A 25,213-nucleotide genomic window follows, 5' to 3' on the forward strand; every position below is an offset into this window, starting at 1 on the left:
TTGCTTGACCTCTCTAAGGTTTTTGTTCCAACCTCCCGGGCTTTTATCCCTCCGTGTAGCTCTGTTTTTATCAAAACTAAGCCGTGAACTCTCGGTCTCAGACACAGTATTTTTGCAAATAACTGCCCAAATAACTGCCGGAACCCTAGATCACTTTATGATGGATAGATAAATGCAAATGACGTGCCAGTTTAGTATTACGATTTTTTGTATTTGTAATACTGACATCAGTCTTTATATTCTAGAATTGTTGTTGACATAGAACTTGGCAATAAAAGCTGTTGTTCTATTAATGAGATAAAATTTGCATAACCTTAGCAAAGTTAAACATATTCAAGGTCCAAAAACGATGACGATGACTCGGGATTGCTGTCTTGACTTCGAGCAGATGATAAATAGATGCTCTACGATGAAGCATAGGTTAAATCATTTATTTCGAGATTCTCTATTAGATCTATTGAAAAAATCTCTTTTAATCATTTCCGTGCTGTAAATTGCAGCAATCAAATTCAGACCTAAACCCATACATTTACATCGATTACGGTAAAGTGTAGCAAAAATTCTGAAAATGTTTAATTTAGCATTTACATACTCAAGTCGAATGCGATATTCGCCCATTTCTCAATTAATCTGCTTATGCAAGAAGGTTAATGGATTGTTTTACTGGCTTTGAATGGGCTTAGGCATCTTATCCCTAATTGGCCGAAAGCCTGCTCTACCCTTTATCAACAAGCATAAAGGCTTGATCTCTTTGCTTCCAGCGCTGTTATTTAAACCATTGAAAATTATGTGTTTCTTGTACGAGACTGATGGAAATCATCCGTATCGTTATTCTTTCAGTCTTGGAAAAATTATTTCCAAAACCGAAAGAAATATCCATTTCATTGCTACATTATTGAATAACTTCAATTTGATTCATATTAAAGGCTGGATAAATCGGTTTCTGTTGCATTTTTTACCATCACTTTGGAGTGGGGAATACTGAACTTGTCACGCTTCATAAAACATGTACAGAAAATCGCAAATATAGCCATGCCTATAATATAGCTAATAATCAAATGAGGACTCCCCCCACCCACACTTAAAAGCTTAGTTGCAATTAAGGGAGCTAAACCTCCGCCAATGACTCCGGCAAACTGCACAGAAATTGAAATACCACTATATCTAATTTCGGTCGGGAATTGTCGAGCAAACAACTGGGACTGTGGTGCATACATGAGCGGGAAAACCACACCAATGGCCAATACGATTGCAGTCCAGACCAAGAGTGGGTCTTTTGTATCCAACATACTAAAAAATGGATAACAATAAAGTGTAAGGACCACCAGACCAAACATAAACATATTTCTTTGACCCACCTTATCTGAGAGATGTCCAAATAAAGGCGTCATAATCATAATCAAGCCACCTCCACAAATCGTGGCAAATAGAATGTCTTGACGGGGAATTCCCAGTTTTGTGGTGGTATAGGCGAGGGCAAAGGTGGAAGCAATATAGAACCATGCATTCTCAGCGGCACGAGCAAAAATAATGGTTAAAAGCTCTCTAGGATGATTTTTAAACACTTGCAAAGCCGGTACTTTAATCTCTTGCACCTGGTCTTTAACTTTTTCAAAATCGGGGGATTCTGGCACTTTGACCCGTATATACCAGCCAACGCCCAGTAGGACAATACTGGCAAGGAATGGAATTCGCCACCCCCAACTGAATAGACTGGCTTCTGGCAACATAGACACCAACCCTAGAGCAATGGATGCGAGCATCAGTCCACCACCCGCACTGGCCTGAGGTAAGCTGCCCCAAAATCCCTTGCCTCCTTCAGGTGCATGTTCAACTGCCATTAAAACAGCACCGCCCCATTCTCCTCCCATGGCCATACCCTGAATAAAGCGCAGGATAACCAGACACACGGTCGCCCAATAACCAATACTTTCATAGGTCGGCAATAAACCGATGAGAACGGTGGGAATACCCATCATAATCAGCGTAGTCAATAACATGGCTTTACGGCCAATTTTGTCTCCAAAATGACCAAACACAATGCCTCCCAGAGGCCGACCAATAAAGCCAACGGCGTAAGTCGCAAATGCAGCCATGACCCCCATCAATGGATCTAGATTAGGAAAGAAGAGTTTATTAAAAATTAATGCGGCCGCAGCACCGTAAATAAAAAAATCGTACCATTCAATGGTGGTGCCCACCATACTCGATATACCCGCCAAACGGTGTGAAGGCTTTTTAGCTTGAGCATGTAATTCTTGTCCGGGTTTCATATCTATCCCTCTTATATTTTTAAGCTGTGTCATCCGTGACCCACTTTGTTATTTAAAATAAACTCCGATTATTTATAACAAAGCGAATCTATATGCTGCTTGGTCCAGACTGGCCAGCATTTTTCGAGCGTTTTTTCAAATTCTGCATTGTCTGTTTGCCACTGCGGATTTTTGTCTTTATCAATGATTAGTGCCCTTACACCCTCGATAAAATCGCCCTGCTCTAACCAGATATCCTGCAAATCCCGTTCTAACTGCATACATTTTTCCAGCGACAGGTTCTGACCGGTCTGCTGTAATTTCAGACTGACTTGTTTTGCCATCAGCGGACGTTGCTGCAAGAGGGCCAGCATTTTATCCGCCCACTCCTGCTCTGTGGCATCGCTTGCATGGGCCAGACTGTGTTCAATCTCATCCAGGTTCTGATAGGCAAAATGCTTGTGAATAGACGCTATCCGTTTTTGTAATTCGCTTTCTTGCGGATGGGTGATAAATGTACTGATGATTTTGGGGATTTCCACCGGGTTTAAAATAGGCGCAGCGCTCAATGCCGCTTCTAACTCAGCAAAATGCTCACTCGGGACATGATAATCAACCAGATCCAGATACAGCGCATCACTGCTGCTGATCTGTTCACCAGTCAATGCCATATAGACACCGACTTCATCCAGTCGGGACAGAAAATGGGTGGCACCGACATCCGGGAAAAAGCCAATCGCAGTTTCTGGCATGGCAAAACGTGATTTTTCACTAGTGACCTTAATATGACACGCCTGCGCCAGTCCAAAGCCACCACCCAAGACATAGCCATCCATCATCGCGATCACAGGTTTGGGGAAATGACGCAGCGTGCTCAGCATGGCATATTCAGTAGCGAAAAAATCCTGATATCGGGTATTTCCAGCCTGATAGCTGTCATACAGATAGCGGATATCGCCTCCGGCACAGAAAGCTTTCGGACTGTTGGAATTGATCAGCACGGCTTGTACCTGCGGGTCATGGCGCCACTGATCTAGTTGTGCCTGAATACCCTGAATCATCGGCAGGGTCAAGGCATTTAAATGGCTACTACGGTCCAGGCTAATGATGCCCAGACCTCCTGCGACCCGAATGTCTAAGTTGTTATCATCACTCATTATTTTTGTTCCTATTATGATTTTTATTGATGGGTAAATTGGGCTGGGCGTTTTTCTACAAAGGCCTGCATGCCTTCTTTTTGGTCAGCACCGGCAAAAATGGAATGGAAAACCCGGCGTTCAAAACGCAGACCTTCGGCCAGACTGACTTCAAAGGCCCGGTTAATCGACTCTTTAATCATCATCACTGCCGGCAAGGATTTCTCGGCAATTTTTTCCGCCGCTTGCAGGGTTTGTTGCAGCAGTTCTTCCTTGGCAAATACCCGTGCCACCAGACCACTTTGCTCGGCTTCCTGCGCTCCCATTTGCCGTGCAGTCAGGCACATTTCCATGGCTTTGGCCTTGCCAATAGCCAGTGTTAAACGCTGGGTCCCGCCAATGCCGGGCAACACGCCTAAGGTGACTTCAGGCAGACCAAATTTTGCATTATCAGCACAATAAATAAAGTCACACATTAAAGCTAATTCACACCCGCCACCCAAGGCATAGCCACTTACAGCTGCGATCAATGGCTTACGACGCTGCGCAATCCGGTCGGCCAGACTGAAAAAATCGTCCAGATAAATTTGCGGAAAAGTTAAATCGGCCATTTCCTTAATATCGGCACCGGCAGCAAAGGCTTTTTCCGAACCGGTAATCACGATACAGCCGATGGCCGGGTCTTTTTCCAGCTGATCCAAGGCCTGATTGACTTCAACAATCAGCTGGTTATTCAGTGCATTTAAAGCTTGCGGGCGGTTTAAGGTAATCAGTCCGACGCCGTTACGTTGTTCGAGTAAAATCGTTTGCCATTGCATGATAAAAATCCTTTTTAATTCCTTATAAACCGCGTGCAATCACCAGACGCTGAATATCGCTGGTGCCTTCATAGATCTGACAAATCCGCGCATCACGATAGATGCGTTCGATTGGAAAATCTTTCAGATAACCATAACCACCAAAAATTTGTAGCGCCTTGGAGCAGACACGTTCTGCCATTTCCGAAGCAAATAACTTGGCCATGGAGGCTTCAGTTAAACAACTTTCGCCGGCTTCCTTTTTACGTGCAGCAAAATGAACCAGTTGCCGTGCCGCTTCAATTTCGGTGGCCATGCTGGCCAGCCTGAATGCAATCGCCTGCTGCTCAAAAATCGGTTTGCCAAAGGCCACGCGGTCATGCGCATATTTGCTGGCTTCTTCTAAAGCAGCACGCGCCAGTCCGACGGCTTGTGCGGCAATGCCAATCCGTCCACCTTCCAAATTGGCGAGGGCGATTTTCAGGCCTTCACCTTCTGCACCGAGTCTTAAACTTTCATGAATGCGCACATCGGTTAAGGCAATCTGACAGGTATCCGAAGCGTGCAGGCCCAGTTTCTCTTCCACCCGGATCACTTCATAGCCTGGGGTATCGCGTGGCACTAAAAAGGCACTCATGCCTTTTTTTCCCGCAGATGGATCGGTCACGGCAAAGACAATAATCATCCCGGCGTTGTTCCCGGAGGTAATAAACTGTTTGGCGCCATTGATGATGTAGTGCTCGCCGTCTTTGGCCGCACGGGTTTTAATGGCAGCAGCATCCGAACCGGTATGTGGTTCGGTCAGGGCAAAGGCACCAATCATTTCGCCTTGGGCCAAAGGTTTTAAAAATTGCTGCTTTTGCTGCTCTGTCCCGAACTTGAGAATCGGTACACAACCGACCGAGTTGTGCACGCTCATAATCGCAGAGGTGGCACCATCAGCTGCGGCAATTTCTTCCAACGCCAACACATAAGCCAGTGTGCCTGTGCCGGAACCGCCCCATTCCTCGGGAATCAGCATGCCGAGGAAACCCAATTCGCCCATTTGAGCCAATGCATCTTTGGGAAAGATGCCTTTTTGATCCCACTCGCCGGCATGTGGTTTAATCTGTTCCTGGGCAAAGCTCTTGGCCATGTCCTGAATCAGTTGTTGTTCTTCCGTAAATTGCATTGATTCTTCCTTCAATCTCTTTAATTCGATCTTTTATTCAATCTGCTGAATTTGGCTGGTTTATGCAGTCTTCGCTTGTTGCTTGTTAATTTCCTGATTACGTAATAAGAAACGTTGAATCTTGCCACTCGGGGTTTTCGGCAGTTCAGTGACAAACTCGATCAGGCGCGGATAGGCATGGGCAGATAAACGCTTTTTCACAAACTGACCCAGTTCCTGTTGCAGCTCGGCAGTTGCAGGAGAATGGCTGGCCAGAATCACGAAGGCTTTAATGATTTCGGTCCGCTCTGGGTCAGGTACACCAATCACCGCCGCTTCGATCACCGCGTCATGCTCCAGCAAGGCACTCTCGACATCAAACGGACCGACGCGATAGCCTGAGGTGGTAATGACATCATCACTGCGCCCGACAAAACTCATACTGCCATCGGCATGAATTTCCGCAGTATCACCAGTTAAGTAGTAATCACCGACAAAAGGCGATTTACGGCTTTCTTCATAGCCCGAGAACCACATCATTGGGGACTGGCTGATATCCACCGCCAGAATACCCGGAACGTCAGCTGCCAATTCATGGCCCTGTTCATCCACGACGGCAATCCGGTAACCCGGGCTGGCAAAGCCTGCCGAACCTGAACGCACCGGATGTTCCAGCGCATGATGGTTACACACCACCATCCCGACTTCAGTCTGGCCATAATGATCATAAATCGGCACATCCAGCACTTCTTTAAACCAGCGGATCACTTCCGGATTTAACGGTTCCCCGGCACTACTCACGACGCGCAACTTGCCGCGCAGCTGGGCCATCTGGGCAGGGTCCGCTGCCATCATCATGCGGTAAGCGGTCGGTGCACCAGCCAGATTGGTGATGCCATATTCCTTGACAATATCGCAGACACTTTCAGCATTAAAACCGCCTTCATAAAACAGGGTCGAGTGTCCGAGCAGTAAAGGCCCGGTAATCGCATAGTACAAACCATAGGCCCAGCCCGGATCGGCAATATTCCAGAAGGTGTCATCCTTGGTGAGACCGATGGCATTGTGCATATAGCCGGCAAAAGCAATCAGCGCTTTTAGCGGAACCTTTAACGGTTTGGCTGGTCCAGTCGTGCCCGAGGTAAACATCAGTAAAAATGGCTCATCGATACCAAGCATTTCCAGTTCACAGTTTTCCGCTTGCCGGTTCAGCACCCTCCAGAAGCTGAGATCCTGCGGATAGGCTTCTGCCTGCAGTTCAGCCTGTACCGTCACAATCGGGGGGCAGTGGCTAATCTCGGATAATTTCTCCCGATTGGCCAGGTCTGTGACTACCAGCTTGCTTTGTGCCAGCTGAATACGATGCTCAATGGCTTTAGGGCCAAAGGCAGTAAATAAAGGCTGATAGACTGCGCCAATGCGCCAGGTCGCCAAAATGGTAATGATCAGCTCCGGGGTGCGCGGCAACAAGCCGGAAACGCGGTCACCTTTGCCAATCCCCTGTGACTTTAAGAAGTTGGCAAACTGGCTGGAATATTTCTTCAGTTCACGAAAGCTGTATTTTTCTTTGCGGCCATCTTTGCCATACCAGTACAAGGCAATCGCATCGGAATCGGCATGCCGGTCACAACATTCATAACAGGCGTTTACCGCCTGCATCGAACCGGACAAATACTGCTTTGCCACCGCATCTAAATCAAAATTTTCAACCGTTTTTTGATAATCTAACATGTTCAACCTCAGCCTGAATTTATCGTTATTACTGACAAGGTATTGTTGATGAAGCGAATCCTTGCTCCATTGAATCATTAAGTTTTTAAGCAGGTGTTGTAGTGTATTGATGCATGATGCTGGAAAAATCCAGATGGGCATGACCGTCCTGACACAGCTGTTGATAGAGTTTTTGTACCATGCTGCCCAGAACCACCGGCTGCTCGGCCTGTTGTGCCGCATCGACCGCCAGACCCAGATCTTTCAGCATCAGTTGTGCGGCAAAACCGTCGGTATAACCCCGTGATGATGGTGCATTGGCACAGATATCCGGCCAGGGATTATAGATTTCAGAACTCCAGCAACGTCCGGTGGAACTGTTGATTACCCCAGCCAGCGCCTGCGGATCAATGCCTAATTTGGCCCCAAGCGCCATTCCTTCTGCAACCGCAGTCATGGAAATGCCCAGAATCAGGTTATTACAGATTTTCGCCACCTGTCCTGTACCCACAGCACCACAATGCACCAGATTTTTGCCCATACAGCTGAGGACTGGTTTGGCGGCTTCAAAGGTGGCAGCATCTGCACCGACCATAAAGGTCAATGTACCGTCTTTGGCGCCCAAAGTCCCCCCGGATACCGGTGCATCACAGACGCGAACCTGTTTGGCCTGCGCTACTGCGGCAATCTCCTGAATGGTTTGCGGGTCAATGGTGCTGCTATCGATACACAGGCTGCCCGCCTGAAGCACCTCCAGAATACCGTGTTCGCCTAAATAAACTTCACGGACATGCTTGGCGGCGGGCAACATGCTGACCACGACCTCTGCCTGCTTGGCAGCAGCTTGCGGGCTGTCACAGATGATGCCACCGGCTTGCGCGAAATGCTGTAGTGCTGTTTCGCTTAAGTCATAACCAAAAACCTGATGTCCCGACTTGAGCAGGTTCTGTGCCATCGAGCCGCCCATATTGCCTAAACCGATAAATGCAATCTTCATGCTGATGCTCCTTAACGCAGACTGATGGTGGTATTCACACCAGTGGTTTCCTGGTTGTCTTCAAACCAGCGGCTGGTAATTGTTTTGGTCTGGGTATAAAACTGCACTGCCTGTTTGCCATAAGGACCTAAATCGCCAAGCTTGGAACCGCGTGATCCGGTAAAGCTGAAGAACGGCACAGGCACCGGAATTGGAATATTGATACCGACCTGACCGATATCAGTCTGGTTCTGGAAGGTGCGTGCCGTATTGCCATTTTGGGTAAAGAGTCCCACGCCATTACCAAACGGATTGGCATTAATCAGTGCAATCGCCTGTTCCAAAGTATCGACATGCATGATCGCCAGTACCGGACCAAATACTTCTTCCTTATAAATGCGCATCTCGGTCGTGACCTGGTTAAAAATCGTGGGACCGACAAAATTACCCTGTTCATAGCCAGGAACCTGCACATCACGACCATCCAGCAGCAGTTCGGCGCCCTGTTCAACCCCACTGTTAATTAAATCTATGACACGCGCTTTGGCACGGGTTGAAATCACTGGCCCAACATCGGTATTCGGTTCATGTCCGGCATTGACCTTTAAGGTTTTGGTTTTATTGACCAGTTCATCGACCCACTGCTTGGTCTCACCGACCATCACCGCTACCGAAAGTGCCATACAACGCTGTCCCGCTGCACCAAAAGCTGCACCGACCAAGGCATTTAATGTCTGTTCCTTGTTAGCATCCGGCATCACCACCACATGGTTTTTGGCACCCATCATTGATTGCACACGTTTACCGTGCTGGCCTGCCAGATTATAGACATGCGTACCGACTGCGGTTGAACCGACAAAAGAGATGGCTTTGATATCACGATGGGTACACAGCAGATCGACCACCTCTTTACCACCATGCACCACATTCAGCACACCAGCAGGGATACCGGCCTGAATCGCCAGCTCAACCAGCATCATGGTCGACAGGGGATCCTGTTCCGAAGGCTTTAATACAAAGGTATTACCGCAAACAATGGCCATCGGAAACATCCAAAGTGGGATCATTGCCGGGAAGTTAAACGGGGTAATGCCGGCACAGACACCCAGCGGCTGCTGCAAGGTATAGGTATCGACCCCACGTGCCACGCCTTCCACATACTCCCCCATTTGCAGAGTACCGATAGAACAGGCATGCTCCACTACTTCCAGGCCACGCTGGATATCCCCCTCGGCATCGGCCAGGGTTTTGCCCTGTTCAGCAGTCAAGACCTGGGCAATGCTTTTCAAGTTACTGCGGATCAGGTCCTGCAGTTTCAGCATGATGCGCATACGGGCCTGAATTGGGGTTTGGCGCCAGCTGGCCAAGGCATTTTGCGCCGCCGCAATCGCAGCATTGACTTCTTTAGGGGTTGAGAATGGTACCTGACCCAAGACTTCCTGAGTCGCAGGATTGACAATATCTTGCCAATGAGTACTTTTTGAATCGACAAATTCACCATTAATCAATAATTTGGCCGTGGTGAATCCGGTACTTTGCTGTGGATGATGAATAGCGTTCATGGTCGCTCCGTGCTGGTTTGTTATTGTCGTTGTCTTTGCCTTTACTGGCTTTTTTAACGTATTTTTTTACGCTGTTTCAGCAGACTAACAAAGAACACTTTGACCACCAATAGAAATTGATGCACGATGGTTGTGCAAATATGCACAGCAATTTAACAGGATGTTAAATAGAAGATGAAAGTAGATTGGGATCATTTACGCTTTTTTTTAGTTTTGGCACGTGCTAAAACGCTCACCAATGCAGCCTGCCTGATTGGGGTCGAACACAGTACTGTGGCACGCCGGATTCAGGCACTGGAAAGTACCCTCGGTACGCAACTGTTTAAACGCGAAGCCAGCGGTTATGAGCTGACCTCGGAAGGTCTGGCGCTGGTCCCGCGTGTGGAACAGATGGAACAGTCCTTCATCCAGATTGACACGCGGCATGACCCCTTGCAAGGTCGGGTGCGTATCGGTGCACCGGAAGGATTCGGCACGGCATTTCTGGCCGGTCTGTTGGCGGAGTTTTCCCAGCATTATCCGTTGCTGACCATTGACCTGATTCCGGTGCCGAAAACCATCAAGCTCTCGCATCGGGAAGCAGATATCGTCATTTCCATCGACCGGCCCAAATCTGGGCCCTATATCATTACCCGACTTTCCAATTACTGTCTAAAGCTGTATGGCAGTAAACATTATTTACAACACAATCCGCCCATTCAAAAACTGGAGGATCTGAAACAGCACCGCTTTGTCGATTATATTGATGATCTGGTCTATAGCGCTGCACTGTATTCGCTGGAACGTTTACCTTTGCAGGTCAGTGCCTGTTTTCGCAGTAACAGCATTCTGGCACAAGAGATTGCAGTCCGGGCAGGTGCCGGACTGGCCATTTTGCCGAGATTTCTGGTGCATGATAAAAGCGAACTGGAAGAAGTTTTGGGTGATCAGCTGAGTTTTACCCATACTTTCTGGATGCTGACCCTGGTCGATTTGCAACATGAGCCCAGAATTAAGTTAGTGTGGGATTTTTTGCGTAAACAGGCCGATGTTCAGCAAGGACTGCTAATGGGCAGATAAATCACAGCTTGAATCTATTGCAATAACAACATCTTGATACAGCAAATGAACGGATCACAACAATCTACATGCCAGCGAATTGTTAAATTAACTTGCGATGATGCATATAAACGTTAAAGAAAGACAGGAAAATAATATGAACATTCTGTTGACATACTCCCACCACTTTCGTTTTACCTCAAGTGGGGGGATTCTAAAACCAAAAGCTCTTAGGTGACTTCCTCACGGATTTCACTTGCTTTCTGCTTCACAGGGCGACCTTTACCGCATCCACCCTCCACAGACAAAACGGTATGTCCTACCGCCAAAATGTTACGAGAAGCATTAATATCCGCATTCTCGCTAAAGCCACACTCGACACAATTAAAGTTTGCCTGAGTGAGCCTGTTTTCTTTTGCAACGTGACCACATGAGCTACAAGTCTGACTTGTATATCTAGGATCAACTTTAACGAGTAAACCACCTCGCCATTGTTGCTTGTAATCCAACATATCGACAAGCATTGACCAACCTTGATCCAGGATTGACTTGTTCAAGCCTGACTTGGCTTTTACATTCTTTCCTTTGTTCTTGATTGTACCTTTTGCTGACTTCGACATATTGGCTACTTTTAAGTCCTCAACGACAATCATTGCGTGGTTTTTGCTGAGCGTTGTCGTGACTTTATGCAAGTAGTCATGTCGAATATTGGCAATATGATGGTGTAATTTATTGATCTTTAGATTAAGTTTTTTCCAATTTTGACTAAATTTGGTTTTCTTTCTCAACTTGCGTTGAAGTCTAGCCAACTTGACTTGATTGGCTTTAAAACTATTGATTGGTTTAAATACATCACCATTGGATGTTGTAAGTAACTTTTTAACGCCTAAATCAATGCCAATCGCTGATTTTGATGGATGGATTGGTACTTCTACTGTGCTTTCAACACCAAAAGATATGTACCACTTACCAACATGCTTTGAGATTGTGACATTTTTGATTGTGCCAAGAATATCTTGTGATTTTCTGAATTTCACAACACCAATATCATTGGGTAACTTAACTTGATTACCTTTGACCCAACAATATCTATCAAATTGAACAATACGAATTGAATCATAACCATCAGATTTCTTTTTGAATCGCGGCATAAGCGGTCTAAGTTGAAGCTCAGTATCATCGGTCAACTTAAAGAATCTTGGTTTTTTGGCTTTAAATGGTTTTTGCTTTAATTTGGCTTGTTCTTTTGGGTTGAAAAACCTAGCCCAAGCATCACCAAGATCACGAACTTTTTGTTGAAGTGAAACGCCATTTGAGCTGTGTTCTAAAAAAGCACATTCAGGTTTTTTTCTGAGATCGGGTATTTTCTTAACCAGGTTATCCTTGGTGATGCGTTCATTCTTGGCAAGCATTTCAAATGAAATGGCTAAAACCTGATTCCAAACAAAACGTGCAGAGCCAAGCAACTTGTTTAAAACAAGCTCCTGTTCCGCATTAGGCTCAAGCCTAAATTTGTACGCTTTGTTGATCTTCATTTCGCCTTAAATCTATTTAGATACAGAAACTTAATGATAAAATATTCTATCATATTGCACTGAAAAAACACCAAAAAAAGTCGTGAAATTCACCTCCACCCTAATGTTGGGTGGAGTCCTCTTTCACACTAAAGATATAAAATTGGTACGGTTCATATATCCACAGAGATTTATAACTAACCAGCACAGACCGACCATACCTTGTTTGAAAATAAAAAAGTGCCTGATGAAATAAGTATTCACCTATTTCAAGACTAAACCTCTGTGATGTACTTGTACAGAGCATGGAAAAACGCTTTGGTGCGGTCAGTTATTTGCCTCAGCCCGTTGAATGACCGACAGATAATGGCAGTTGTTATATTGCAAAATCGACATGGCAATTTGCGCATGCACTTGGCTTTCTTTTCTGATGTTGTTATTGCTATTTTTGGCGACTTGAGCATATTTCTGATTGAGTAAGAAAAATTATGCTTAACTTAAAAGGTTGTTTTTTGTACAGCACTTATAACCACTTAATTTTTTTTTGTAACTATCTTATCAAAACATTTGTAATAGACCTTGTATCTTGGTTTAATTTTTTATTTCTAACAATTTAACTTAAATTTAAATTATTAAAACAAAAAAGTATATACTTATTACATCGTTATCTATCTAAATAAAAGTTTACCCAATATAATAATTATAATTTATTAAAATCTATTTCAACCCTATAATAACTTATATATTTAATTATATATATTTTTTAATATTATATAAATAAATAACAATATATTAGTTTTCTCAAGTGGATATATGATCTATTTATTTTTATACTTCTAATTAATATATTTTTATCATTTTATAAAAACAATAATATAAGATAACAATATCAAACCACCCCTAATTTATAATGTATACAAGATCACTCTATACCCCTCTATGGTCTTGTCCGTACTTTTGATCATTTTATATACTTGGATTATGTTACTACATCAAAATTTTACTGTTACCACATCAAAACCTGTATTTTTTAATTTCTGTTACCACATCAAAACCTGTATTTTTTAATTTCTGTTACCACATCAAAACCTGTATTTTTGAAGTCTGTTACCACATCAAAACCTGTATTTTTGAAGTCTGTTACCACATCAAAACCTGTTTTTTTGAAAAATTGATCATTTTATAATCTGTATATAAATTACGGAATTATAATAGATTTATGAAAAACATATAATAAATTCATATATTCCAGATAATGAATAAAAATTTCAAAATTATTCTTAGACACAATATTCTTTATTTTTATATTTTAACTAATTTAAGTTTTTAATATCCGATGCAAAACTATATTTATCAAATTACAGGATGTAAATTTTATTTTAGACATAATCTATATTAAGAACAAAAAAATATAAATTTTATATTTTTCAGATTACTTATTTCATTTTTTTATTTTAATTTCAATTTATGAATAAGAATATTTTTCTTAAAAAGAATAACTTCATTTCAAGAGGGTGTTAATTAACAAAATTAGAGAATTATTAATAATACAATATTATAAAAATATAAATTAAACCTATTTTAAGTTAAGTTTTTTACCAAGAATATGTAAATATTATGTAAAATTACTGATTAAAAAATGTGAATATAATGATTAAAGATAGTATAAAAAACGGAGATTTATGTCTAATAAAGGGTAATTTCTGTAGAAATATTTAATAAAAACTCAATTAATTGTTATTTCTGATCTTTTTATTGATAATTTTTTGTATATACAGTGTTAAGGTGGTGTTAAAATGAGCAGCATACATTTTGAAACACCACCAAATATTTATCAGTACTGCTCACGAAAACTTGAATTAGCTTCAAGACAATAGATTTGAAACTTTCTAAACAGGTTGCCTTATTCATCATCTTCTTTAAATAAAGATTCAATTTCATCCCAGTGCGGAAATTTACGCATTTTTGGCACAACCTGAAATTGTAACTCTACACAATTAAGTACTTTTTCAAACAAATCAAAAGAGCCGGTGAAACGACCGTTTTCCATTTCAGAAATTGTTGTTTTATGGACTCCTGATTTTTCTGAAACTACTTTTTGTGTATAGCCTAGCTTTTTTCTTGCAGAGCATATTGCTTGCCCTATTTCTTTTCTAGAAGCCATATTACTTCACTCCCAACCATAATATTAGCTATATAGCGAACATCAGGTATTTTATGACTTATATTCGCCATATAACTAACTTTTTATCAGAAAAAACCTATAGGAAAGTAAAATTCTCACTAGATAAGGTTGAAAGTGATTTTGGAGTAAAGCGTTTTGAGTAAGTTATCTCATTCTTTTTTAGGGCATGTCCTCATTTGGCTTTGCACCAAATAAATATGCAGGCTATACGGATCATAGATTTATAATTGCGTGCTAGTTTATCAAATCGAGTTGCAATAGCACGGAAATGTTTTAATCTCGCAAAAGCATTTTCAACTAAATGTCTTAATTTATATAGATATTTATCAAATTCCTTATTTGATCTCTTACTGTTTGATCTCAATGGAATAATGGGAATCATATTCTTGTTCTTGTTCTTGTTCTTGTTGGCACATATTCTAATGTGCTTAGCATCATACCCCTTGTCAGCAATAAGATAAGTTGCCTCGCCTACAATATCAATCAGTTGTTTTGCAACTTGACTGTCGTGGACGTCACCCCCAGTGATTTTAAAATCAATCGGTAATCCATTCGCGTCGGTTGCAAGATGTATTTTTGTTGTTCGTCCACCGCGTGATTGTCCAATTGCTCTTTCGAAACCATGCCGAGCTCCACTTGCATGTTGATGCACGCGTATGTAGCTTCCATCAATGAATACCCATTCCTGATCCAGAATGCCTCGTAATCTAAAAAAAATTTATCCCATAATCCCTTACTTGCCCAGCGATTAAAGCGATTGTAAGCAGTTTGCCAAGGGCAAAGTTCTTGAGGAATATCACGCCATGTCGCACCCGTACGTAGTTTCCATAAGATGGCTTCCATGATATTTCTACTGTTTTTTGAACAGTAACAACCGTGTAATCGCATAGTATCTTGAATTTGCTGCCAAATATCATCGGTGAGAAGAGTACGTGCCATTGAAAAAATATAGAAATGAAAAGAGCTTAAAGCAGGATTTTAAGTATTTAAAACCAATTCTTCAAATGAGGACACGCCCTAGTACACGTAAGTGGTTTTTTTATATGGTGGGCCCAGACAGACTTGAACTGTCGACCAACGGATTATGAGTTGATTCTCTCACAGTAGAGTACATGCAGTATTGTTGCTGTGGTTTCAGACCCGTCATGCTACGAGCGATCACTGGTCAAACAGGGTATATAAAAGAATAATCAGGCCCATCAAAATGTACGGACATAAGTACAATGCCAAGGCAGCAGGCCAAGTCCAATCCCATCCATAATGTACCCCAAGCACACCCACAGTCGTGCCGACAACAGGAATCCCCGCTGTAATAATCGCCACGATTATTCCGAATACACCATGCCAATCAAGTACCTCATTGAAATAGGTATAAACTCCAAAAAACTGAATAATGGTGATTATCCAATAAGCTAAAAACTTAATTACTTTCATTACTCCACCACCCCATCAGAACTCATCCCATTTAAACGATCCATTCCATCAATGTTTTGTCATTTGATGTTATGAACCCTCTCAATGTGTCAAAGGAGATGTTTAAATCTCATCTCCTTCTCAGTTCTGCATTCATATCAGCTTAGCTCAAATAGAAAAACCAGAAAGCTATCAACACGCCCAGTGAAAATAGTGCAGCAAACAGGGTGAACCATGAATGTGATTCGGCTCCCCAGAACATCCGTTTTGCCAGCCATTTTTTAAGCAGAACACTATTCAGTGTCAGCGCTGTCAAATGCAGCAACACACTGGCTAAAAACAGATTGGCAAAGAGTTCATGAATTTCTTTTAAAGTGTGGCTATAGGTATAGTCGGTCAAAAAGCCGGCCAGCACCGTTAAAGGTAGCAGGAGAAAAATACCCAGTATGCTGAGCTGAAACAGGCTGGAACTGGCTGCTTTTAAAAATGTTGGCGAAATCCATTGCTGCGGCTGTGCCCAATAACGCTGCACAAAGGGCTTGATCACCTGCAATCGTCTGCTTGGCCCTGAAGGCTGAGTATGAGCCAGTCGGGGAGCGCCAAACTGCCATAAAATTCTTAATATCAGACTGATTCCGAGGGTATAGCCAAAGGCCATATGGATTTGATGCCATTCTTCTGCATCCCCGGTCAGATAAGCCCCGGTAAAACTCAACATGATGACAATATGCAGAAACCGGATCAGTAAATCCGTTGAAGAAGTGGTTGTACGCTGAAGCATAAGAAACCTGTGCTGACTTTATTTTAAATACAGCATAGCAAATCAAGCTGAGTTGAATCTTAAGATACAGCCAAAAAAAGTGCGCTGGTTGAAGCACACTTTTTAGTATGAGGAAATGTTATCAAGATCAATAGTATGAGGCCTCAATCATCAGTTTTTCTTGTGATTTATCGACCTGTTATTCCATCAGCTTGATTCTAAACTCGGCAGGACTGCCAGTGACCCGTATCCAATCAGCTGGAAAACTCTTTAAAGGCATCCAGTGCATTTGCAGCATACATCAATGAAGGCCCACCGCCCATATATACTGCAACACCTAACAGTTCTTCCAGTTCTTGCAGGGTCATCCCCATTTTGACCAAGGTTCTGACATGAAAACCGATACAACCATCACAACGCGATGCGACACCAATTCCCAAAGCAATCATTTCCTTGGTTTTGGGATCAATCACGCCGTCACGCATAGCCGTCTGGGACAACTGATTAAAACTTTTCATTAAATCAGGTGAATCCTGAGTTAAAGTTTTTAAACTGCCTGAAATGTTCTGGGTTAATTCTTTGTATTTCATTACTGCCTCTCACATTAAACAATCAACAATACGGTTTTTCATCTATTTAACGGCTTATTTTTCTACCGGATAGCCCTGCTCCAGCCAGGCCTGATAACCGCCATGCACAGACTTGACCTGGGTAAAACCCATATTCTGTAAGGTATCGGTTGCCAATGCGGAACGTCCACCCGTGCCACAGATCAGATAAATCGTCTGATCTTTAAGATGTTCCAGTGCCTGCAAGGTATCGCAATGATGGCTCGCCACAGGATGCTGGTGAATTCTCATTTCTAAAACACCACGAGGATAATTCACCGCACGGTCTATCGCTGCCGCCTGAAATTCATCCGGTTCCCGAACATCAATCAGAATGGTTTTATGGTTTTTCATCGCTTCAAACAGTTCAGCTACACTCACTTCCTGAATTCGGCTTTTTGCATTCTGGATCAATTGCTCTGCAGTTTTCATCATTTTCATTCTTCCTCAGCCATTAAAATCATATTCATATTTTATAAACTATGATCAGGTAGATTAAAAGCGGTTTAGTTTAAATTCCCAACCAGCTGTTTTAGCCCATGAGTGCTGAATAGATTAAATACATCGCCACCCCAATCACGGTCGTGGCAAAAATTTTCTGCACCTGATGACTGTCTATCCGGTGCATCGCACGACGTCCTATTAACATGCCCACAATACAGGCCAGAACGAAAGTCAGCGTGACCGAAACAGGGTATTGAAAGCCATCCAGTACGTGTACAGAAATACTGACACCGCCAATCAGGAAAATAATCATCAGCGAAGTTGCAACGATGCTGCGCATATCCAGGTCAGTCACTTTACGCAGTGCCGGGACAATCACGAACCCCCCACCCACTCCAAGCAAACCGGTCAGCAGACCTGCAACGACCCCAATAGCGCCGAGAGACAATGCTGTTTTCATATTCCAGATCAGGCGACCAGTCGTTTGATTAACCTTGCACAGTGCATTTCCATGATCATGGACCTTATTAAAGAATATCCGGTAAGCGATGATCAGCATCACCAAACTGAAAGCCAGCGTGAGCCATACAGGAGAGATAATTCCAGCCAAATGCACGCCATAACGCGCTGAAGGAATACTGATCAGTGCAATCCAGAGCGCGGCACGATAACGTACGATGCGCTTGGACAAACCTTCAAATGTTCCAACCAGTGCTGATAGAGTCACTGCCAGCAAGCCTACAGGTGCAGCCTGTGCTACCGTCCAACCCTGACTTGCCATCAGTGCCGGTACAGCCAGAATACCACCACCCGCACCGGTTAAACCCAGCAAGCCACCGATGGCCAGCCCTTCCAGTATCAACCACATCACACCTATACCTCTCTTGACTCCAGTGGTTCAACCAAAGAACCTACTGGTTTAATCCTGAAACTTGCCTATTTGAAGTAATTCAGCGGAAGCTTTAAATAAGAAACCCCATTATCTTCCGGTTCAGGGAACTGTCCTGCTTTCATGTTGATCTGAATTGAAGGCAGAATCAGTTTAGGCATACTCAAACCTGCATCACGCTTGTTACGCATTTCGACAAATTCAGCTTTGCTCGTGCCATGATGAATATGAATATTGCGGTTTTTTTGCGTCTGGATATCCGTCTCACACACATAGCGATCACGCGTTTCTGGCAAATAGTCATGGCATAGAAATACCCGAGTACTTTCCGGCAATTCGAACAGGCGCTGTACCGAATCAAAAAGTATGGCTGCACTGCCGCGAGGAAAGTCACAACGTGCCGTGCCATAATCCGGCATAAACAAGGTATCTCCGACAAAGACCGCATCACCGATAACATAACTCAAGCAGGCCGGTGTATGTCCAGGGGTGGGAATGTTATAGGCTTCGATGGAACCAATCTGGAATTTCTCATCATCCTCAAACAGGTAATCAAACAGCTGCTGGACATTCCATTGCTTGATATCCAGATGATAGATCGCAGCAAAGGTCTCCTGAACCATCGCAATTTTCTGGCTCATGGCAATCTTGCCCCCGAGCGTAGCTTTGAGATACTGCGCTGCAGTCAAGTGATCGGCATGGACATGGGTTTCCAGAATCCACTCAACTGTTAAGCCCTGCGCTTTGACATAGGCAATGATCTGATCAGCATGTGTGGTCGAGGTGCTGGCAGATGCAGCATCATAATCCAGCACACTGTCAATAATTGCACAGGCTTTCGTTGAAGGATCACTCACTACATAACTGAAAGTATTGGTATCTTCATGGAAAAAGTCTTTTACAACTGGGGAATTTGACATGATTAAGCTCCTGCCCACTTACGGTGAATCAACACGCCTGCAAGCATCGCGACAATAAAATACAGAACCTGATAATGTCCAAGACCAATCAAGGTAAAACTTGGTGCAGGACAGATCCCGGCAATACCCCAACCGATACCAAAGAGCAGGCTGCCCGAAATCAGTTTAGGATCAATCTTGTTATTCTTTGGCAAATCGATCGGTTCATTAAAGATCGTTTTCGGTGCCTGGCTGCGTAGCGCTTTTTGAAAGGGAATAAATGCCACCGCAATTGCACCCATCATCACAAAAGCCAGACTGGCATCCCAGTCCCCAAACAGATCCAGGAAGTCGAGCACTTTTTCCGGATTCGACATCCCGGAGACCATCAACCCCACAGAGAACAAACCGCCAAAAATGAAAGCCAGAAAATTTTTCATTTAGAAAGCTCCTGTGATATGGCGAATGATATAAACTGTAACAAAACCAGCGAACATAAAGCTCATGGTGGCCAGGATAGAACGCTTCGATAAACGGCTCATCCCGCAAATCCCATGACCACTGGTACATCCTGAACCCAGGCGCGTACCAAAGCCAACCAGCAGACCCGCGATGATCATCATCAGCGGACTGGCATTCAACTCGATCTCAGGCTGGACAAATAATCCATAAATAAAAGGCGTGATAATCAAACCTGACATAAACCAGATTGCAGGGGTTTTAAACACGGTGTGTGGATTCAGTACCTGTCCAATCAATCCGCTGATCCCTGCGATACGGCCATGTACATAGAGATAGCCGACTACCGCTACCCCCAGTAATAATCCGCCGAGAAATGCGATGAGAAAATCATGCATAGTAAATCTACTCATTTACAATATATGTTTTTATATTATATAATAAATAAAAATATTCAAGCGAAAATGCTGATTTTTTTGTATCTCATCATTGCTTATCAGGACACCTACATGAACGCTGCACCGTTAAAAGCACAAATAGACTTTTCACAAGTCGATTTTGTCAGTGATTGTCTGAAAGTTTTATCCAACCCTGCCCGTCTTAAAATTCTCTGTGTCTTGGTCGATGGCGAGCTGAATGTACAGCACATAGAACAACGTACGGATATCCACCAACCCACCTTGTCACAACAGCTGACTGTATTAAGAAACAGCCAGATCGTATCAACACGACGGGAAGGCAAACAGATTTTTTATCAATTCAGTGATATACGGGTGCTAAAAATCATGCAGACCCTATATGAAGTGTACTGCAGCCACGATTGTGATTGATATAACTCCCCTACTTCCAAATCATTTCGGGCAACACAGGTTTTTCAGGGATGCTAAAAGTATTTAACTGATTTGCTCATAGATTCCCCTTGCTTTCTGTTTCACAGGGCGGCCTTTAACGCAGACTCCCGCCATTAAAATGTTAGGTGCAGCATTAAAGTCTGCATGTGCAACATAACTCTATTCGACACCTTCCAACTGTGCTGGAGTGGGTCGGTATTCTTTGCATCAATGCGACAGTATTTATCCAGCTGAACCAAGCGAATTGCATCACAGCCATCTAATTTAGGCTTGAATCTTGGCATCAATCGGCGAAGTTGAACCGCTGTGCCATCAGCTCATTTAAAGAATTCGTTTTTTTAGGTTTGTGCTTATTTTCTTTTAGTCGTGCATGTTGTTTGGTATTAAAAAATTTGGATCATGCAGTAAGATGGCAAAGCTGTTGTTGTAGCGACATGTGTTTGGGCTAGCTACAATCGATGAGGTATTTTTAGATTTTATTGAGTAACAGGGTGATCCAAATGCATCAAGAATGGGACAAACGTTATCGGGAAACACACCATTTATATGGCTCAGAAGCAAATGTATTTATTCAGGACATCAGCCAGCGTTATGTGATTTCTGGCCGTACCTTGGCTATTGCAGAGGGTGAAGGTCGTAATATCCTGTATTTAGCACGTACAGCGCGAGAGAAGCATTTAGCATTTAGTGCCGAGGCGTGGGATTATTCGCAAGTTGCTGTTGAAAATGCCCAGGTATATGCGCAAGAACAAGGAATTGAATTGCAAACCCGGCAGGTCGATTTGACTACAGTGAAATGGCCAGAAGATCAATATGACAACATTCTGTGTGTATTTGGTCATGTCGATCCAGCAACCCGATTAAAAACCTTGCAGGGTGTACGTCGGGCACTAAAAAATCACGGTCATTTTATTGGTGAGGTCTATTCCAAAGCCCAATTTGCTTATAAAACCGGTGGTCCTGGCAACCCTGATTTTCTGTATGATCCTCAGGAGATTTTAGAAGTGTTTCAGGACGATCATATTGTTCACTTTTTTGTCGGAGATGTAGAACGTTATGAAGGACAATTGCATCAGGGCAAAAGCCACGTGATTCAATTTATGATTGAAGTGCTCAAAAAGTGAAGCTAACAATTAAATTATGAGCTGAGTCACTCTCTCATTTATTTATAAAAAATGAGAACCATCTGTTTTTGCAACAGATGGTTCGCTTGATTGATAAGCTTGCGGAGATATCTACCGGTTTAATAGCAGTAGATCGTTACTCTTCTAACAGGCTTCTTAACATCCAGGCTGTTTTTTCATGAACTTCAAGTCTTTGTGTGATCAGATCTGCTGTTGGCTGGTCATTAACTTCATCCACGATGGGAAATAGACTTCGAGCAGTGCGTGCAACAGTTTCATGTGCATTGACCAGCAGGCTGACCATTTCCTCGGCTTTAGGAACACCTTCTACTTCTTTAATGGCAGTTAACTTTACAAATTGTTTATAGGTTCCTGGCGCAGGAAATCCCAATGCCCGAATTCGTTCAGCAATAATATCCAGGGCATTCCATTGTTCGGTATATTGAGTCATAAACATGTTATGTAAGCTATTGAATTGTGGCCCAGTCACGTTCCAATGAAAGTTATGGGTCATCAAATATAAGGTATAACTATCCGCTAGCAGTTTAGATAACCCTTCCACGATTTTGGCACGATCACTATGAGAGATACCAATATCAATTTTCACTGCTTTAGATTCTTTTTTAGAACTCGCCATTTTTGAGACTCCTTGTATTTTAAAGGTATATTTATATTAATTTAGCTCGATCTACTCTCTAAGACCTGAGCAATAGAGACTACGTGTTTTAGCCCTGATAAAGAAATTTTTGAACCGTCGACCCATATTCAAATATTCTGCAGGATATCAGCAAAGCTGCAAACATTAGTATTCTGTTGAGTTATATAAATAACATACATCTTACCAAGATGTATTGAGAATTAACGAGAGTTAATTACGCTCGCACAAATATAAATTATGGCAGCAAAACTTGAGTATGTTTTATAGCTAAGTATGGCTATACGTTTGAATTATTTTCAATTTAAAAAAGTAATTTTCGATAAAATATCGCCATTGATACATACAATGATCAGATATACGCTGAACTTTATACAGTTAGCTTTGGGAAGCATTACTGCTTTTACGCCATGATGATCAAATTCCTTCAATAACTAATTTAGTATGTGTACCGCTATGTATACAATCTGTGACTTTACCGAGGCAGAGTTGTTCCATTTTCGCCCATTGAGCATCTGTAAGCATGTATCTATCCATGATGAAACTATAAACGAAATAGTCTTATTGGCCCAATTCTCAACACACCATAAAAATCAAGTTATGCTTTTTAATAAAATTTATGCCGATTTTCACTGTCATATTGCAGCCTCTTATCTAAGTGTAGGATCGCGAGCTTATTTGACCTCTGTCACCACACGTAGTGGTGACAACCTAATTTAAAATTTTAAAAATTACTCTTGGGTACTATCTTAGTACAGTTATTTATTTTTGATTTTAAACTCAATCCTAATCACCAGACCGCCAATGGCATCTGCCCGGCGGGACTCAATTTTTCCGTGGTATAGATCGACAATTTGCTTAACAATCGATAAGCCTAGACCACTGCCAATAACTGTACTGTTCTGATTCACTCGATAAAATCTTTGAAAAATCAGAGGTATTTGTGCTTCATCCAAACCGATTCCATTGTCCTCGATCTGCACAAAACTATAATTTTCAACACAGCCACAACTAATTTTAATGAGACACGGACGTTCCTGGCTACGATAGATAATGGCATTTTCTAAAAGATTACGGAGCATAATTTCCAATTGATCCATTTGTGCCATGACCAGGGCCGATTCCAGTTGTAACTGTAAGTCAATCTTTGCCTGACGAAGCTGAAAATCCATCATCGCAAGGGTACTTTGAATCATATTAACCAGATCAACCGGGCCTTGAATTTGTTGACCATTGGGTTCTATCCGGGCCAAGGTCAGTAACTGCGTGATCATTCGTGAGGCCTTATCAATGCCAATGATAATGTCCTCTGCTGCTTCTCGTGCCTCCTCAGTAGAACGTGCACTCTGCAAAACTTGTGCATGCAGACGGATCGCCGCCAAAGGTGTACGTAACTCATGGGCTGCATTTGAGGTAAAACGTTTTTCACGTTGCATGCTTTCTGCAACTTCACTCAATAATGTATTTAATGACTTCACCAAAGGTTCGATTTCTTTGGGCACGACAGGGTTGATGGGTTTTAAATGTTCAATCGACTGCTTTTCCAGATTTTGACTGATACTGAATACAGTGGACAAATTGCTACGTACGGTCTGCAAAATCAGCCAAGACAATAATGGTAAAAAAAATGCTGAAACCACTATTAAAAATATTAGCATATCTCTCTGGATATCCTGACGGATGGTCCAGACCTGTGCAATTTGTACTTGTATAGTGTGGGTGCTATCCCAAACCGAATAACTGCGATAGGTTTGATTGTGAATCTTAATCCAGCCAAAGTTGGCTTGCTGAACAAACGGGTGTGTATCCACGCCAACCGAACGATAAATCAACTTGCCATTACGATGCCAAATCTGAAATATAATCTGATTATAATGCTCACCTTGAGCTTTCTCGATGACAGTATGGTCAGGGATTCGCCCTTCCAGTGAACTTGAAGTGGTCGAGAGTAAAGCATGGGCGGTTTCGACCAGTGATTTATCAAATATATTGTTCGCCGTGCGCTGCATTCCCCAGTAGATACAGCCTAGACTACCCACCCAGACAGTGGCGGTGATAACCAGTAAAATCAATGATAGACGCCAGGTCAACGAATAACTGCGGATGAAATTGGCCATCAATAATTTTCATCCATAATATAGCCAAAACCCTGCACTGTACGGACAATGTTTTTCCCAAGCTTGCGCCGTAAATTATGAATATAGACCTGGATCACATTACTGCTTACATCTGCATCATAGGCATAAAATGAGTTTTCTATGCTCTCCCGTGAAATAATCCGGCCACGGTTAAGGATAAAGAGTTCCAGCAAGTGAAATTCTTTCTGAGTTAATTCAACTTCAGTTTGATCTCTCAGTACCTGTTTGGTCGCTTTATTAACTGCAATATTGCCAATCTGAATCAAATCACTCACTTCACCTGAAATACGGCGCAATACCGCTTGAATCCGTGCAATGACTTCATACAAATCATATGGCTTAACTACAAAATCATCTGCTCCTGCATCCAAACCTGAAATACGCTCCTGAATTTTATCCTGAGCAGTCAGAATAATAACGCCTACTTTATTCTTTTTACGGCGCAGTGACTTTAAAACTTCCAATCCATTCCGGTCTGGCAAACCTAAATCAAGCAAAATAAACTGATAATCATAACTCGCCAAAAAATGATAGGCTTGCTCTGCTGTGGTGGCGATATCGACCACAAAATTTGCATGGTCTAAGCCCCGTGCTGTCGCCTTAGCCAGTAAGGCATCGTCTTCAACTAACAATATTCTCACGTCTGAGCTACC

24 protein-coding genes and 1 riboswitch are annotated in these 25,213 nt (G+C 42.8%); of the genes, 3 read left to right on the forward strand and 21 right to left on the reverse strand.

The genetic code is table 11. From position 1 onward, the window contains the following. Nucleotides 1–30: 30 nt before the first annotated feature. Nucleotides 31–160, reverse strand: a riboswitch (guanidine-I (ykkC/yxkD leader). A gap of 760 nt (nt 161–920) precedes the next feature. The 7 genes from ACE01T_RS06515 to ACE01T_RS06545 form a co-directional block, all read right to left on the reverse strand. Then, on the reverse strand, nt 921–2,273 hold the full coding sequence (locus tag ACE01T_RS06515; protein ID WP_395518976.1) for an MFS transporter: 1,353 nt from the start codon (nt 2,271–2,273) through the stop codon (nt 921–923). A gap of 68 nt (nt 2,274–2,341) precedes the next feature. Next, nucleotides 2,342–3,409, reverse strand: coding sequence for an enoyl-CoA hydratase/isomerase family protein (locus tag ACE01T_RS06520; RefSeq protein ID WP_395518977.1), 1,068 nt, complete (start codon nt 3,407–3,409; stop codon nt 2,342–2,344). Between the two features lie 23 nt (nt 3,410–3,432). Continuing rightward, a complete protein-coding gene (locus tag ACE01T_RS06525) occupies nt 3,433–4,206 on the reverse strand; it encodes an enoyl-CoA hydratase (RefSeq protein ID WP_300047098.1) in 774 nt (257 codons plus the stop codon). A 22-nt stretch (nt 4,207–4,228) separates the two neighbouring features. Continuing rightward, entirely contained in the window at nt 4,229–5,356 is a 1,128-nt protein-coding gene (locus tag ACE01T_RS06530; protein WP_086194871.1) for an acyl-CoA dehydrogenase family protein, read from the reverse strand. Nucleotides 5,357–5,416: 60 nt separating this feature from the next. Continuing rightward, nucleotides 5,417–7,066, reverse strand: coding sequence for an AMP-binding protein (locus tag ACE01T_RS06535; RefSeq protein ID WP_086194872.1), 1,650 nt, complete (start codon nt 7,064–7,066; stop codon nt 5,417–5,419). An 85-nt stretch (nt 7,067–7,151) separates the two neighbouring features. Next, complete coding sequence (gene mmsB, locus ACE01T_RS06540) at nt 7,152–8,042, reverse strand: 3-hydroxyisobutyrate dehydrogenase (RefSeq protein WP_180043781.1); 891 nt, start codon at nt 8,040–8,042, stop codon at nt 7,152–7,154. Nucleotides 8,043–8,053: 11 nt separating this feature from the next. After that, nucleotides 8,054–9,583 carry a CoA-acylating methylmalonate-semialdehyde dehydrogenase gene (locus ACE01T_RS06545; protein ID WP_395518978.1) on the reverse strand — a complete coding sequence of 510 codons (1,530 nt, stop codon included), beginning with the start codon at nt 9,581–9,583 and terminating at the stop codon, nt 8,054–8,056. A 174-nt stretch (nt 9,584–9,757) separates the two neighbouring features. Here ACE01T_RS06545 and ACE01T_RS06550 point away from each other — a divergent pair, with 174 nt between their 5' ends. Continuing rightward, the gene (locus ACE01T_RS06550; RefSeq protein ID WP_395518979.1) at nt 9,758–10,642 is read left to right on the forward strand and encodes a LysR family transcriptional regulator; all 885 of its coding nucleotides are present in this window, start codon (nt 9,758–9,760) and stop codon (nt 10,640–10,642) included. 209 nt (nt 10,643–10,851) lie between these two features. Here the strand turns inward: ACE01T_RS06550 and ACE01T_RS06555 are convergent, their stop codons facing one another. The 11 genes from ACE01T_RS06555 to ACE01T_RS06605 form a co-directional block, all read right to left on the reverse strand. Then, a complete protein-coding gene (locus ACE01T_RS06555) occupies nt 10,852–12,156 on the reverse strand; it encodes an RNA-guided endonuclease InsQ/TnpB family protein (protein ID WP_395518980.1) in 1,305 nt (434 codons plus the stop codon). A 1,882-nt stretch (nt 12,157–14,038) separates the two neighbouring features. Beyond that, nucleotides 14,039–14,299 carry a helix-turn-helix domain-containing protein gene (locus tag ACE01T_RS06560; RefSeq protein ID WP_086194876.1) on the reverse strand — a complete coding sequence of 87 codons (261 nt, stop codon included), beginning with the start codon at nt 14,297–14,299 and terminating at the stop codon, nt 14,039–14,041. Nucleotides 14,300–14,492: 193 nt separating this feature from the next. Continuing rightward, a protein-coding gene (locus ACE01T_RS06565; RefSeq protein WP_395518981.1) for an IS5 family transposase occupies nt 14,493–15,259 on the reverse strand; the annotation gives its coding sequence in 2 pieces (ribosomal slippage) (nt 14,493–15,025 and nt 15,025–15,259; 768 coding nt in all). A gap of 219 nt (nt 15,260–15,478) precedes the next feature. Further along, nucleotides 15,479–15,754: a hypothetical protein gene (locus ACE01T_RS06570; protein WP_086194893.1), complete on the reverse strand. Its 276-nt coding sequence runs from the start codon at nt 15,752–15,754 to the stop codon at nt 15,479–15,481. Between the two features lie 142 nt (nt 15,755–15,896). Beyond that, nucleotides 15,897–16,514 carry a cytochrome b/b6 domain-containing protein gene (locus tag ACE01T_RS06575; RefSeq protein ID WP_086194894.1) on the reverse strand — a complete coding sequence of 206 codons (618 nt, stop codon included), beginning with the start codon at nt 16,512–16,514 and terminating at the stop codon, nt 15,897–15,899. A gap of 233 nt (nt 16,515–16,747) precedes the next feature. Further along, a complete protein-coding gene (locus ACE01T_RS06580; protein ID WP_086194895.1) occupies nt 16,748–17,083 on the reverse strand; it encodes a carboxymuconolactone decarboxylase family protein in 336 nt (111 codons plus the stop codon). A 54-nt stretch (nt 17,084–17,137) separates the two neighbouring features. Beyond that, nucleotides 17,138–17,533, reverse strand: coding sequence for a rhodanese-like domain-containing protein (locus ACE01T_RS06585; RefSeq protein ID WP_086195123.1), 396 nt, complete (start codon nt 17,531–17,533; stop codon nt 17,138–17,140). A 100-nt stretch (nt 17,534–17,633) separates the two neighbouring features. Next, on the reverse strand, nt 17,634–18,413 hold the full coding sequence (locus ACE01T_RS06590; RefSeq protein WP_086194896.1) for a sulfite exporter TauE/SafE family protein: 780 nt from the start codon (nt 18,411–18,413) through the stop codon (nt 17,634–17,636). A gap of 68 nt (nt 18,414–18,481) precedes the next feature. After that, the gene (locus ACE01T_RS06595; RefSeq protein WP_395518983.1) at nt 18,482–19,354 is read right to left on the reverse strand and encodes an MBL fold metallo-hydrolase; all 873 of its coding nucleotides are present in this window, start codon (nt 19,352–19,354) and stop codon (nt 18,482–18,484) included. Between the two features lie 2 nt (nt 19,355–19,356). Next, complete coding sequence (locus ACE01T_RS06600) at nt 19,357–19,773, reverse strand: DUF6691 family protein (RefSeq protein ID WP_086176663.1); 417 nt, start codon at nt 19,771–19,773, stop codon at nt 19,357–19,359. Then, complete coding sequence (locus tag ACE01T_RS06605; RefSeq protein WP_086194899.1) at nt 19,774–20,190, reverse strand: YeeE/YedE family protein; 417 nt, start codon at nt 20,188–20,190, stop codon at nt 19,774–19,776. It abuts the gene before it with no gap. Nucleotides 20,191–20,301: 111 nt separating this feature from the next. Between ACE01T_RS06605 and ACE01T_RS06610 the strand changes: the two genes are divergently transcribed. After that, nucleotides 20,302–20,622, forward strand: a complete 321-nt coding sequence (locus ACE01T_RS06610) for an ArsR/SmtB family transcription factor (protein WP_086195124.1) — start codon at nt 20,302–20,304, stop codon at nt 20,620–20,622. Between the two features lie 521 nt (nt 20,623–21,143). Further along, on the forward strand, nt 21,144–21,767 hold the full coding sequence (locus ACE01T_RS06615) for a class I SAM-dependent methyltransferase (protein WP_395518984.1): 624 nt from the start codon (nt 21,144–21,146) through the stop codon (nt 21,765–21,767). Nucleotides 21,768–21,903: 136 nt separating this feature from the next. Here the strand turns inward: ACE01T_RS06615 and ACE01T_RS06620 are convergent, their stop codons facing one another. The 3 genes from ACE01T_RS06620 to ACE01T_RS06630 form a co-directional block, all read right to left on the reverse strand. Beyond that, nucleotides 21,904–22,404, reverse strand: coding sequence for a Dps family protein (locus ACE01T_RS06620; RefSeq protein ID WP_086194901.1), 501 nt, complete (start codon nt 22,402–22,404; stop codon nt 21,904–21,906). 776 nt (nt 22,405–23,180) lie between these two features. Continuing rightward, on the reverse strand, nt 23,181–24,539 hold the full coding sequence (locus tag ACE01T_RS06625; protein ID WP_395518985.1) for an ATP-binding protein: 1,359 nt from the start codon (nt 24,537–24,539) through the stop codon (nt 23,181–23,183). Beyond that, nucleotides 24,539–25,201, reverse strand: coding sequence for a response regulator (locus tag ACE01T_RS06630; RefSeq protein WP_086194903.1), 663 nt, complete (start codon nt 25,199–25,201; stop codon nt 24,539–24,541). The genes ACE01T_RS06625 and ACE01T_RS06630 overlap by 1 nt, the downstream gene beginning before the upstream one ends. Between the last annotated feature and the right edge of the window lie 12 nt (nt 25,202–25,213).

The sequence above is a fragment of the Acinetobacter uliginosus genome, assembly GCF_044130295.1.
Taxonomy (GTDB): domain Bacteria; phylum Pseudomonadota; class Gammaproteobacteria; order Pseudomonadales; family Moraxellaceae; genus Acinetobacter.

What these genes read in the sequence shown, in the direction of transcription:
- ACE01T_RS06515 (WP_395518976.1), bottom strand. Translation starts at nt 2,273, where the DNA reads ATGAAACCCGGACAAGAATTACATGCTCAAGCTAAAAAGCCTTCACAC.
- ACE01T_RS06520 (WP_395518977.1), bottom strand. Translation starts at nt 3,409, where the DNA reads ATGAGTGATGATAACAACTTAGACATTCGGGTCGCAGGAGGTCTGGGC.
- ACE01T_RS06525 (WP_300047098.1), bottom strand. Translation starts at nt 4,206, where the DNA reads ATGCAATGGCAAACGATTTTACTCGAACAACGTAACGGCGTCGGACTG.
- ACE01T_RS06530 (WP_086194871.1), bottom strand. Translation starts at nt 5,356, where the DNA reads ATGCAATTTACGGAAGAACAACAACTGATTCAGGACATGGCCAAGAGC.
- ACE01T_RS06535 (WP_086194872.1), bottom strand. Translation starts at nt 7,066, where the DNA reads ATGTTAGATTATCAAAAAACGGTTGAAAATTTTGATTTAGATGCGGTG.
- mmsB (WP_180043781.1), bottom strand. Translation starts at nt 8,042, where the DNA reads ATGAAGATTGCATTTATCGGTTTAGGCAATATGGGCGGCTCGATGGCA.
- ACE01T_RS06545 (WP_395518978.1), bottom strand. Translation starts at nt 9,583, where the DNA reads ATGAACGCTATTCATCATCCACAGCAAAGTACCGGATTCACCACGGCC.
- ACE01T_RS06550 (WP_395518979.1), top strand. Translation starts at nt 9,758, where the DNA reads ATGAAAGTAGATTGGGATCATTTACGCTTTTTTTTAGTTTTGGCACGT.
- ACE01T_RS06555 (WP_395518980.1), bottom strand. Translation starts at nt 12,156, where the DNA reads ATGAAGATCAACAAAGCGTACAAATTTAGGCTTGAGCCTAATGCGGAA.
- ACE01T_RS06560 (WP_086194876.1), bottom strand. Translation starts at nt 14,299, where the DNA reads ATGGCTTCTAGAAAAGAAATAGGGCAAGCAATATGCTCTGCAAGAAAA.
- ACE01T_RS06570 (WP_086194893.1), bottom strand. Translation starts at nt 15,754, where the DNA reads ATGAAAGTAATTAAGTTTTTAGCTTATTGGATAATCACCATTATTCAG.
- ACE01T_RS06575 (WP_086194894.1), bottom strand. Translation starts at nt 16,514, where the DNA reads ATGCTTCAGCGTACAACCACTTCTTCAACGGATTTACTGATCCGGTTT.
- ACE01T_RS06580 (WP_086194895.1), bottom strand. Translation starts at nt 17,083, where the DNA reads ATGAAATACAAAGAATTAACCCAGAACATTTCAGGCAGTTTAAAAACT.
- ACE01T_RS06585 (WP_086195123.1), bottom strand. Translation starts at nt 17,533, where the DNA reads ATGAAAACTGCAGAGCAATTGATCCAGAATGCAAAAAGCCGAATTCAG.
- ACE01T_RS06590 (WP_086194896.1), bottom strand. Translation starts at nt 18,413, where the DNA reads ATGTGGTTGATACTGGAAGGGCTGGCCATCGGTGGCTTGCTGGGTTTA.
- ACE01T_RS06595 (WP_395518983.1), bottom strand. Translation starts at nt 19,354, where the DNA reads ATGTCAAATTCCCCAGTTGTAAAAGACTTTTTCCATGAAGATACCAAT.
- ACE01T_RS06600 (WP_086176663.1), bottom strand. Translation starts at nt 19,773, where the DNA reads ATGAAAAATTTTCTGGCTTTCATTTTTGGCGGTTTGTTCTCTGTGGGG.
- ACE01T_RS06605 (WP_086194899.1), bottom strand. Translation starts at nt 20,190, where the DNA reads ATGCATGATTTTCTCATCGCATTTCTCGGCGGATTATTACTGGGGGTA.
- ACE01T_RS06610 (WP_086195124.1), top strand. Translation starts at nt 20,302, where the DNA reads ATGAACGCTGCACCGTTAAAAGCACAAATAGACTTTTCACAAGTCGAT.
- ACE01T_RS06615 (WP_395518984.1), top strand. Translation starts at nt 21,144, where the DNA reads ATGCATCAAGAATGGGACAAACGTTATCGGGAAACACACCATTTATAT.
- ACE01T_RS06620 (WP_086194901.1), bottom strand. Translation starts at nt 22,404, where the DNA reads ATGGCGAGTTCTAAAAAAGAATCTAAAGCAGTGAAAATTGATATTGGT.
- ACE01T_RS06625 (WP_395518985.1), bottom strand. Translation starts at nt 24,539, where the DNA reads ATGGCCAATTTCATCCGCAGTTATTCGTTGACCTGGCGTCTATCATTG.